Below are 10,778 nucleotides of genomic sequence, written 5' to 3' on the forward strand. Positions count from 1 at the left end.
CCGACTTGGCCCAACGCCCCGATACACCCCTGCTGGACCGCGTGGCCTTTCCGTCTGACCTCGCGCAGTTTTCCGATTCCGAACTGTCGCGTGTCGCGGATGAGTTGCGGGCCGAAACGATCAGCGCGGTAAGTGAGACGGGCGGCCATCTGGGCGCGGGTCTGGGCGTGGTGGAACTGACCGTGGCGCTGCACGCCGTATTCGACACCCCGCGCGACAAGATCATCTGGGATGTCGGACACCAGTGCTATCCGCACAAGATCCTGACGGGCCGGCGCGACCGCATCCGCACTTTGCGCATGGCAGGCGGTCTGAGCGGTTTTACCAAGCGCAAGGAAAGCCCCTACGATCCGTTCGGGGCGGCGCATTCCTCCACCTCCATTTCCGCGGCCCTCGGCTTTACCATGGCGCGGGAGCTTCACGGCAAATGCGCCGAGGGGTTGGGCGATGCGGTGGCGGTGATCGGCGACGGGTCGATCAGCGCCGGCATGGCTTATGAGGCGATGAACAATGCCGGGCATCTGGGCAAGCGGATGTTCGTGATCCTCAACGACAACGAGATGAGCATCGCCCCGCCGACCGGCGCGATGTCATCCTATCTTTCGCGTCTTTATGCCGAGGGTCCGTTCGAGGAACTGAAACATGCCGCGAAGACTGCCGCCAGCCTGCTGCCCCCACCCTTCCGCGAGGGGGCCAAGCGGGCGAAGGATCTGCTCAAGGGCCTGACCGTCGGCGGCACCTTGTTCGAGGAGCTGGGCTTTTCCTATATCGGCCCGATCGACGGGCATGACATGGAACAGTTGCTGGCCGTCCTGCGGGCCGTGCACGCCCGCGCAACCGGTCCGGTCCTGATCCACACCATCACCAAAAAGGGCAAGGGCTATGCTCCGGCCGAGGGCGCGGCGGACAAGGGACACGCCCGCGCGAAATTCGACGTCATCACCGGCGAGCAAAAGAAATCCGCCTCGAACGCGCCGAGCTACACCAAGGTCTTCGCCAAGGCCCTGATGGATGAGGCCGCGCGTGACGAGCAGATTTGCGCCATCACCGCCGCGATGCCCGACGGAACCGGGCTGAACCTGTTCGCGGAACGCTTTCCCAAGCGGTGTTTCGACGTGGGCATCGCGGAGCAACATGCCGTGACCTTCGCCGCCGGTCTGGCCGCAGGCGGATGCAAGCCGTTTGCCGCCATTTACTCCACCTTCCTGCAACGCGGTTACGATCAGGTCGTGCATGACGTGGCAATCCAGCGCCTGCCCGTGCGCTTCGCCATCGACCGGGCCGGGCTGGTCGGCGCGGACGGGGCGACCCATGCGGGGACGTTCGATATCGCCTATCTGTCGAACCTGCCCGATTTCGTGGTCATGGCCGCCGCGGACGAGGCGGAACTGGTGCACATGGTCGCCACCGCCGCCGCGATCGACGATCGCCCCTCCGCCTTCCGCTTTCCACGGGGTGAGGGGATGGGCGTGGACATGCCCGAACGCGGCATCCCCATCGAGATCGGCAAGGGCCGCATCCTGCGTGAGGGCACCAAGGTCGCGATCCTGAACTTCGGCGCCCGCATGGCCGAGGCGATCAAGGCGCATGAGGATCTGGAGGCGCGCGGCATTTCCACCACCCTGGCCGATGCCCGCTTTGCCAAGCCGCTGGACCGCGACATGATCCTGCGTCTGGCGCGGGAGCATGAGGTATTGATCACGCTGGAGGAGGGCGCAGTGGGCGGTTTCTCCTCGCACGTGTTGCATCTGCTGGCGGTCGAGGGCGCGTTGGAACATGGACTGAAGGTCCGCCCGATGGTCCTGCCTGACACCTTCATTGATCAGGACAGTCCCAAGGCGATGTACGACGTCGCTGCGATGAACGCACCGCAGATCGTTGAACAGGCTCTATCGGCGCTGGGTGTAGCACAAATGGCGGCGCGGGGCTGATCCTCAACTGAAAAACGGGCTTCGGGCCGGTTCTTTTCAGGAGATTTCCGGTATTTTCCGAAATCTATCGTTCCCTCGGCGTGCTTTCATCCTCACACTGACGTCCAGTTCTTAGAGAGAGGAAACGAAATGCGGCTGTCCATTCCTGTTTTACTGGCAACGTCGATCGCTATATCCGGATGTGCGACGACATCGCCCGGTCTCGCGGTTCAGGCTCCGGCGGCGGCCGGCAAGGGCTCTGCTGTTCCGGCCACGCGCGCGGCGACGCCGGTCGCACCGATGGCGCCACAGGCCACCCGGGTGGCGACTCCGGTGGCCCCGATCTCCACGCAAGCAGCGCCTATGGCCACGCAAGCCGCCCCCGTGGCAACCCAGGCAGCGCCGATGGCGGTACAGGCGGCGCCGATAGCCACGCAGGCTGCGCCCATGGCTGTTCCCGTTCCGGCGGCGACCGGCATCAACTTCGGCAATGACAGCGGCAGCTATCCGTTCGACGGTGAGTGCGACGACCCCCGCTTTCGTGGGGCGGGCATGGCGGTCGCGGCAAGCCTGTCATCCTCCAACAGGTTTCGCGATGCCTCCGACTGCCAAACCCTGTTCAACGCCGGTCTGATATTCCTGTAGGTCCGAAACGACGGTCAGACGGGTCGCAAGGCCTCATGCAGGGCGATCCCCGCCGCAACCCCGACATTCAGCGAGCGCCCGCCGCCCGGCATCGCGATCCGCACACCGGCATCGCAGCGGGCGGCGACGGCATCGGGCACGCCTGCGGATTCGCGCCCAACCATCAACGTGTCCTCCGCCTCGAATGCGAACCCGTGCAAGGGGACGCTGGAACCGGTGGTCAGCAGGATCAGACGCCCCGGCACCGTGGGGCGAAACGCGGCCCACGAATCGTGGCGGCGATAGCCCCCCTCGGGCATGTAATCCATCGCCGCGCGCCGCAAAGCCTTGTCCGACAGGGGGAAACCGCACGGCTCGATCACGTCCAGTCCGGTGCCGAAGCAGGCACAGATGCGGATCATCGCGCCCAGATTTGCCGCGATGTCAGGCTCGAATACCGCAAGTCGCATAGTGACAGACCTCCCTGCGTGGCGCGGATGCATCGCTTGCGCACCATGCGGCGCACTGTCTGCTGGACCGACACGCGCGCACGGTGTAGGTGAAACCCAGATCGCCGCACTTTGCCGCGATATCGGAAGATGACGTTGGCCCCGCGCCATTGCAAGGGGCCGAAACCGAAGAGGGGAGATGCGTACCGTGTCCCAGACCGCAGAAGAACCAAGCCGCCGCGACTTTCTTTACGTGGCCACTGCCGGCGCAGGGGCCGTTGCCGCCGGCGCCGCCGTGTGGCCACTGGTCAATCAGATGAATCCGTCCGCCGATGTACAGGCGATGGCGTCCATCCCGGTTGACGTGTCAGGCTTAACCGAGGGCACGCAGCTGACCGTGCTGTTCCTGGGCAAGCCGGTGTTCATTCGCCGCCGCACGCAGGAGGAGATCGAGGACGCTCGCCAGGTGTCGCTCGACGATCTCAAGGATCCGGAATCACGCAACCCCAACAGCCCCGGCGGTGTGGACAGCCCCGCCACGGACGAAAACCGCACCTTGGGCGAATCCGGTGAATGGCTGGTGATGCAGGGCGTGTGCACCCATCTGGGCTGCGTGCCGCTGGGCGATGGCGCCGGCGATTTCGGTGGCTGGTTCTGCCCGTGCCACGGTTCGCACTATGATACGGCAGGCCGTATCCGCCGCGGGCCTGCGCCTCAGAACCTTCACGTCCCGGTCGCGGAGTTCATCTCCGATACCGTCATTCAACTCGGATAAGGGAGCATACCGATGGGTGGCATTCCCCACGACCATTACGAGCCGAATTCCGGTGGAGAGAAGTGGCTGCACAAGCGTCTCCCCGTTGTCGGCCTTCTCTACGACACATTGATGATTCCCACGCCCAAGAACCTGAACTGGATGTGGATCTGGGGCATCGTTCTGGTCTTCACGCTGGTCATGCAAATCGCCACAGGCGTCGTGCTGGTCATGCACTACACACCGCATGTCGATCTGGCGTTCACCTCGGTCGAGCACATCATGCGCAACGTGAACGGGGGCTGGGCGATCCGCTACGTCCACGCGAACGGCGCGTCGCTGTTCTTCATCGCCGTCTATGCACACATCTTCCGCAACCTGTACTACGGCTCGTACAAGGCCCCGCGTGAGGTTACGTGGCTGATCGGTGTCATCATGCTGATCGTGATGATGGCAACCGTGTTTATGGGCTACGTCCTGCCCTGGGGTCAGATGTCCTTCTGGGGTGCGACCGTGATCACCGGCCTGTTCGGCGCGATCCCCTATGTCGGAGAGCCGATCCAGACATTGCTGCTGGGTGGCCCCGCGGTGGACAATGCCACACTGAACCGCTTCTTCTCGCTGCACTATCTGATGCCGTTCCTGCTGCTGGGCCTGACGCTGGTCCACATCTGGGCGTTCCACACCACGGGGAACAACAACCCGACCGGTGTCGAGGTGCGTCGCGACAGCAAGGAGGTCGCCCAGAAGGACACCCTGCCCTTCTGGCCGTATTTCGTCATCAAGGACCTCTACGCGCTGGCGCTGATCATGACGATCTTCGTGGCCATCGTGGGCTTCATGCCGAACTTCCTGGGCCATCCGGACAACTACATCCCGGCGAACCCGCTGGTGACACCGTCCCATATCGTGCCGGAATGGTATCTGCTGCCGTTCTACGCGATGTTGCGGGCGATCACCTTCTCGATTTCGATCCCGTTCACGGATGTGGTTCTGATCGACTCGAAGTTCCTGGGCGTGATCGTGATGTTCGCATCGCTGGCCGTTCTGGCCGTCGTGCCGTGGACCGATACCAGCCGCGTGCGTTCGGGCCGTTATCGCCCGATGTTCAAGTGGTGGTTCATCCTGCTGGTCGTCGATTTCATCGTCCTGATGTGGGCGGGCGCGATGCCGGCGGAGGCGCCGATCCCGCAAATCTCGCTGATCGGTACGATCTACTGGTTCGCCTATTTCCTGGTGATTCTGCCGCTTCTGGGTCTCTTTGAAGAGCCCACGCAGCAGCCCGTTACCATCGAGGAAGATTTCGACGCGAAACATCCCGCCACCAGTGCCGAAGCTGGCACCGTTCCGGCGGAATGACAGGCGAAGGGAAAGACAAGCAAATGAAAAAACTACTCCTTTCGGCCCTCGCGGCGCTGACCCTGACCACCGGTGGCGTCTTCGCTGCCGAGGAAGAGGCCCATATCACCGACTATGCGTTCCCTTTCGAGGGGCCGTTCGGTCGCTATGATACCGCACAGCTTCAGCGCGGTCTGGCGATCTACAATTCGATCTGTTCGTCGTGTCACGGCATGGAACTGGTCTATTTTCGCAACCTGACGGAACCGACCGGTCCCAACATGCCTGCGGATATGATCACCGAGCTGGCCAGCAACTACTACGTTCCCGACGACGGGTTGGAGGCGATGGTCGGTGATGAACGTCCCGCGACCCTGTCCGACACGTTCCCGGGCTCGCAGCTTGCCGGTGCACCGGACATGTCTCTCTTGGCGAAGGCGCGCGCGGGCTTCCACGGGCCCTACGGCACAGGCATCAGTCCGCTGATCAACGGCATCGGCGGGCCGGAATACATCGCGTCGATCCTGACCGGTTACACTGGTGAGGAAAAGGTCGAGGCCGGCATCACCTTCTACGGCAACACCGCCTTTCCGGGTGGCTGGATCGCGATGGCGCCCCCGCTTTATGGGGACGACATCGAACATGCCGACCATGCCCCTACCGATCTGGAGAGCGAGGCGAAGGACGTCGCGGCGTTCCTGATGTGGGCCGCAGAACCGAAACTGAACCAGCGCAAGGCGTTCGGCCTGACCGCGGTCCTGTTCCTCGGCCTGCTGACGGTTCTGCTGTACCTGACCAACAAGAAGCTCTGGTACAATGTGAAACACCGCACGGAGTGATCCACGCGGCAAAGTTGCGAAAGGCCGGGGCATGTCCCCGGCCTTTTTCGTTCACAATCCCAGATATTCCGCGACGGCGGGCGGCGGCTCTGCGAAAAACTCGGTCACTGTCAGGGGCGGGTGCGCCTGCCCTTCCTCCACGAACATCACATGATCCGCGATGGTGCGGGCATCCTCCGGCTCATGCGTGACCATCAAAACGGTCAGGTTCCGTTCGATCGCAACGGATTGCACCAGCAACAGCATCTCACGACGCAGACCGGGGCCAAGCGCGCCGAACGCTTCATCCAGCAGCAATACAGGCCTGTCGCGCAGCAGGGCGCGAGCCAGGGCCACGCGCTGTTGCTGGCCACCTGACAGGGCGGCGGGTTTGCGACCCTGCAATCCGTCAAGCCCCGTGCGGTGCAGCGCATCGCGCACTTGCGCGGCCTGATCCGTGGACAGTCGCAGGTCGGGCCGCAGACCCAACGATACGTTGTCGGTCACGCTCAGATGCGCGAACAGATTGTGATCCTGAAACAGAACGCTGACCGGTCGCCGGGCTGACACGACATGCGTGATATCGCGCCCATCTACACTTAGCCGGCCCTGTACCACCGGCAGGAACCCGGCCAGCGCCAGCAACAACGTGGATTTCCCCGAGCCTGAGGGCCCGACCACAGCGCAGATGCCCGGCCCCTCCACCGTCAGGTCCGCGCGGACATCGAATGCGCCATTCCGCAGCACTGCGCCTTCAAATCGGATCATTCGACTTTCCCATCCTGTCGATCGCGGCAAACAGGCCAAAGCTGAGGATCAGCAACAGCAAGGCGGCGCCGGCTGCGGTCTCCATCCTGTAGGCCCCCATCAGTTGATACATGACCAAGGGCAAGGTCGCCGTGCTGGTGGAGCCGAACAGCGCGATCACACCCAGATCGCCCATAGACAAGGCCGCCGCCAGACCCGCCGCGAACGCGACGGGCCCACGCATATGGGGCAACAGGACGTGTCGCAGCCGCGTCGCACCGGTCAGACCCAGCATATCGGCCAGCCTGCCATCCGTCCTCTCCGCCAGGGCGACCGCCGGAACGAAGGACCGCAGCGCGAACGGCAGCGCCATCAGCGCATTGATCACCACGACCATCGGCAGAGCGATTGCGAACGGATCGACATGCCCCCGCAGCAGAATGAACCACCCGGTTGCCAGCACGAATGGCGATATCGCCAGCACAATCAGGATCGCCCCCTCGCACAGACGGGCGAGCAGCGGCCTGAATATCGCGAGCCGAACCAGCCCGACCGCAATGGCCAGCCCGACCGTGACGGACAGAGCCGCCGAAGTGATCGCCACGAGGATCGAGCGGATCGCCGCCTCGACCACCGATGCGGGCAAATCCGTCAAGGCAGGCGCACCGCGCAGGATGACGACCCCGACGGGGGCCGCCAGAAACATCCCGGCCGCCCCGATGATCGTGTAGTCCAGATACAGCCCGTCGCGCGCGCCCGCTGCCTCCGCTCGGATCATGCCGGCGCGCGCCTCACCTGGGGTGCCCGTCAGCATCGCGACCCCCGCCACCAGCAGACATAGCAACGTCTGGATCGCGGCCAGCATACCGGCCCGCGTCAGATCGAAGTCGAAGCGGATCGCCTGATATATCGCCAGCTCGACCGTCGTCGCCTTCGGCCCGCCGCCCAGGGTCAGGGCGATGGCGAAACTCGTGATGCATAGCAGAAACACCAGCAGCCCAGCCCCCGGCAGGACCGTGCGCAGCATCGGCAACTCGATCAGGCGGAATCGCACATATGGGCTGAATCCAAGTTGATGGCCAAGGCGGAAATGCTCCGCCGGGATGCTCGCCCATCCTTGCAGCAACAGCCGTGTTACCAGCGGTATGTTGAAAAAGAGATGCGCCAGCACAACCCCGGTAAGACCATAGATATTCAGTCGAGGGGCGCCCAGAACTTCCAGAAAGCTGGAAAGCGCCCCATTGCGGCCCCAGATCGCCAACAGCCCCAGCACCGCGACCAGAACGGGCAGCAGGAAGGGTGCCCCCAACGCCGTCACCACGGCATCGCGACCGGGAAACCTGCGGCGCGCCAGCGCCCGTGCCAGGGGCACCGCGATCACGACGGACCCCACGGCAGACAGGCCCGCCTGAACCAATGTGAAGCGGATCGCTGCCAGATCGGCGGGGGACAGCGCGAATGCGCCCCCCGATATATCGATCAACGCCACAATCGCGGCCCCGCATCCCAGCAGGATCAACACCGCAATCGTCAGCCCCAGCCATCCCGTCAGCTTCACTGGCTCAACGCATCCCGCCACAGGGCCAGCGCCGCATCGCGCCGCTCGGCAGCAAGTTCGGGCGCTTGCAGTAGCGCGACTTCAGGCACGTTCAGGGTATCGTATCCGTCCGGCAGATCGGTTTCATAGGCCGGATACATCCACTGCGTTGTCGGCAATTCGGACTGGAAAGCCTGAGACGCTATAAACCGCAGAAACTGCGCCGCCAGTTCAGGTTGGTCGCTGCCGGCAAGCGCGGCGGCCACCTCGACCTGAAGGTAGTGCCCCTCATCAAACATCGCGCTGTCCTTGCCGGCGTCTTCCTCCGCGATCAGGTGATAGGCGGGCGACGTCGTATAGGACAGGACCATATCGGCTTCCCCCTTCAGAAACAGGCCATAGGCCTCGGACCAGCCGGGGGTGACGGTCACGATATTGTCGGCAAGCCCGCGCCAAATCCGGCCCGCCTCATCCCCGTACAAGGCATCGATCCACATCAGCAGCCCCAATCCGGGGGTGGAGGATCGCGGGTCCTGAATGACGATGCTGATGTCGGATGCAGCCAGCTCCTCGAACGAGGCTGGGACATTGGCCAGCACATCAGACTCGTAAACGAATGCGAAATAGGACCAGTCGAACGGGACGAACACATCGTCCTGCCATGCGACCGGCAAGTCCGGCTGCGTCAGGTCGTCCGGCGCCGTAGTGAACAATCCTGTTTGTCGCGCAGCCTGAATCAGGTTCGTATCAAGACCCAGTACCACATCTGCATCGGTTCCCGGCCCTTCGAGTTGCAACCGCGCGACCATAGCGGCCCCGTCACCGGTGCCGACGAATGTCACGTCGCAGTCGCACTCCACCTCGAAGGCCGCTTCGACCAGCGGTCCAGGCCCCCACTCCGACGTGAAACTGTCATAGGTATAGACCACAAGCTCCTGCGCGTGTAACGGCAGCGTCGTCAATGTGGCAAGCAATAGCGTTTTCTTGATCATGCGAGGTTCCTTCCATGGCAGATGAAGGAGGGGCCTGCGCCACAGCCTTCCCTCCGCCGGTATGATCCGGTTCAGGTTCTACGGGTCTGCGCACGCGCATCTCAGGCCATTGACCACCCCGAGGCATCTGCAACTGTACGGACCATACACGCGGACGCAATGGCCTATCGCTGCGTTGACTTGAAACGGGCCGCCTCCTACGGTCCCGCACTGATATACACAGTACGAAAGCCCGCCGATGAAAGTTCTGTTCGTTCACCAGAATGCACCGGCGCAATTTCGCCATGTGGCGGCACGGCTCGCCGCGAACCCGGACAATCAGGTCATCTACATTACCCACAAGGGGAAGCAGGGACTACCCGGTGTGGGTAAGGTCGAATACGAGCCCCACCGCAAACCCGCCAAGGAAACCCATCACTATCTGCGCATGACGGAGAATGCGGTGCTGTACGGGCAAGGTGTGGCGCGCAAGGCCGTCGAGTTGAAAAAGTCCGGTTTCGTTCCCGATGTGATGATCGGCCATCCCGGTTGGGGGGAAACGCTGTTCCTCAAGGATATATTCCCGGACTCTCCCCTGATAAGCTATTGTGAATTCTATTATAATTCGGTCGGCACGAATATCGACTTCGACCCGGAATATCCCGACGGGGGGGAGATTGCCTTTCGCACCCGGATGCGCAACTCCCACCATCTGATCGCCACCGAAGCCGCCGATGCCCTGTACGCGCCCACCAACTGGCAACGTCAGCAGTTTCCGAGCGCCTATCGCGATCGGATCGATGTCATTCATGATGGAATTGATTGCACCCGCGCCTGCCCCAACAGCAACGCCACCTTTACGGTGGACGGCGGCCAGACCTTCAAACCCGGCGATGAAGTGGTAACCTATGTCGCCCGGAATCTGGAGCCGTATCGCGGATTTCACAGTTTCATGCGCGCCCTGCCACACATCCTCGCCAAACGTCCGAATGCACATGTCGTGATCGTCGGTGCGAACGGCGTCAGCTATGGGCGCAATCTGCCTGAGGGCGACAGCTACAAGGATCGTCTGCTCAAAGAGGTCATGCTGCCAAAGGGTCGTGTGCACTTCACAGGTCAACTGCCCTATGCCCGCTACCTCAACCTGCTTCAGGTCTCGGCCGCGCATGTCTATCTGACCTATCCATTCGTCCTGTCCTGGTCATGTCTCGAAGCATTGGCAGCAGGGTGCGTGGTCGTCGGCTCTCGCACAAAACCGGTCGAAGAAGTTATTCGGGACGGGGAAAACGGTCTTTTGGTCGATTTCTTCAACCCGGTCGAGATCGCTGAACGTGTCACGGACGTGCTCGCCAACAAGGTCGATACCGCAGCCCTGCGCAAGGCCGCGCGCCAGGGGATTCTCGAAAACTACGAGTTGGGGAAATGCCAGGTGCGCCTGGACGAACTCATCCTGCGTACCGTCGAGAAGTGATGTAGCGCAGATTACCGCATGAGAGCAGGCCGAACGCAAAAGGCACCCTGCGTTGCCGCAGGGTGCCTTTTGAATAGTGAAACATCATAAGAGAGCGGAGGAGGTATTGACAGGTTTGGCGGTGACCTACTCTCCCACGTCTTGAGACGCAGTACCATC

Annotated in this window: 10 protein-coding genes and 1 riboswitch; of the genes, 6 read left to right on the forward strand and 4 right to left on the reverse strand. The window is 62.8% G+C overall.

What is annotated here, in order from left to right:
• The first annotated feature begins 5 nt into the window (after positions 1-5).
• Together dxs and H1S03_RS07220 are read left to right on the forward strand one after the other, a co-directional pair.
• Complete coding sequence (gene dxs, locus H1S03_RS07215) at positions 6-1,931, forward strand: 1-deoxy-D-xylulose-5-phosphate synthase (protein WP_185803810.1); 1,926 nt, start codon at positions 6-8, stop codon at positions 1,929-1,931.
• A gap of 129 nt (positions 1,932-2,060) precedes the next feature.
• Positions 2,061-2,555 (forward strand): hypothetical protein, encoded by a 495-nt coding sequence (locus H1S03_RS07220; protein WP_185803811.1) that lies wholly within the window; start codon positions 2,061-2,063, stop codon positions 2,553-2,555.
• 14 nt (positions 2,556-2,569) lie between these two features.
• Here H1S03_RS07220 and H1S03_RS07225 read toward each other — a convergent pair whose 3' ends face one another.
• Positions 2,570-3,004 carry a TrmH family RNA methyltransferase gene (locus tag H1S03_RS07225; protein WP_185803812.1) on the reverse strand — a complete coding sequence of 145 codons (435 nt, stop codon included), beginning with the start codon at positions 3,002-3,004 and terminating at the stop codon, positions 2,570-2,572.
• Between the two features lie 178 nt (positions 3,005-3,182).
• Here H1S03_RS07225 and petA point away from each other — a divergent pair, with 178 nt between their 5' ends.
• The 3 genes from petA to H1S03_RS07240 are packed head-to-tail and all read left to right on the forward strand — an operon-like array spanning position 3,183 to position 5,914.
• A complete protein-coding gene (gene petA, locus H1S03_RS07230; RefSeq protein WP_185803813.1) occupies positions 3,183-3,758 on the forward strand; it encodes a ubiquinol-cytochrome c reductase iron-sulfur subunit in 576 nt (191 codons plus the stop codon).
• A 12-nt stretch (positions 3,759-3,770) separates the two neighbouring features.
• A complete protein-coding gene (locus H1S03_RS07235) occupies positions 3,771-5,096 on the forward strand; it encodes a cytochrome b (RefSeq protein WP_185803814.1) in 1,326 nt (441 codons plus the stop codon).
• Between the two features lie 23 nt (positions 5,097-5,119).
• Positions 5,120-5,914, forward strand: coding sequence for a cytochrome c1 (locus H1S03_RS07240; protein WP_185803815.1), 795 nt, complete (start codon positions 5,120-5,122; stop codon positions 5,912-5,914).
• Positions 5,915-5,965: 51 nt separating this feature from the next.
• Here the strand turns inward: H1S03_RS07240 and H1S03_RS07245 are convergent, their stop codons facing one another.
• From H1S03_RS07245 to thiB, 3 genes are read right to left on the reverse strand one after another with little or no spacing between them, the layout of a single operon-like run.
• Entirely contained in the window at positions 5,966-6,661 is a 696-nt protein-coding gene (locus tag H1S03_RS07245) for a thiamine ABC transporter ATP-binding protein (RefSeq protein ID WP_185803816.1), read from the reverse strand.
• Entirely contained in the window at positions 6,648-8,198 is a 1,551-nt protein-coding gene (locus tag H1S03_RS07250; protein WP_347339212.1) for a thiamine/thiamine pyrophosphate ABC transporter permease ThiP, read from the reverse strand. Before H1S03_RS07250 ends, H1S03_RS07245 begins: the two co-directional genes overlap by 14 nt.
• The gene (thiB, locus tag H1S03_RS07255) at positions 8,195-9,169 is read right to left on the reverse strand and encodes a thiamine ABC transporter substrate binding subunit (protein WP_185803817.1); all 975 of its coding nucleotides are present in this window, start codon (positions 9,167-9,169) and stop codon (positions 8,195-8,197) included. Before thiB ends, H1S03_RS07250 begins: the two co-directional genes overlap by 4 nt.
• A gap of 31 nt (positions 9,170-9,200) precedes the next feature.
• Positions 9,201-9,300, reverse strand: a riboswitch (TPP riboswitch).
• Between the two features lie 107 nt (positions 9,301-9,407).
• Here thiB and H1S03_RS07260 point away from each other — a divergent pair.
• Positions 9,408-10,619 carry a glycosyltransferase family 4 protein gene (locus H1S03_RS07260; protein ID WP_185803818.1) on the forward strand — a complete coding sequence of 404 codons (1,212 nt, stop codon included), beginning with the start codon at positions 9,408-9,410 and terminating at the stop codon, positions 10,617-10,619.
• Positions 10,620-10,778: the final 159 nt, after the last annotated feature.

The sequence above is a fragment of the Pontivivens nitratireducens genome, assembly GCF_014235845.1.
GTDB lineage: Bacteria > Pseudomonadota > Alphaproteobacteria > Rhodobacterales > Rhodobacteraceae > Pontivivens > Pontivivens nitratireducens.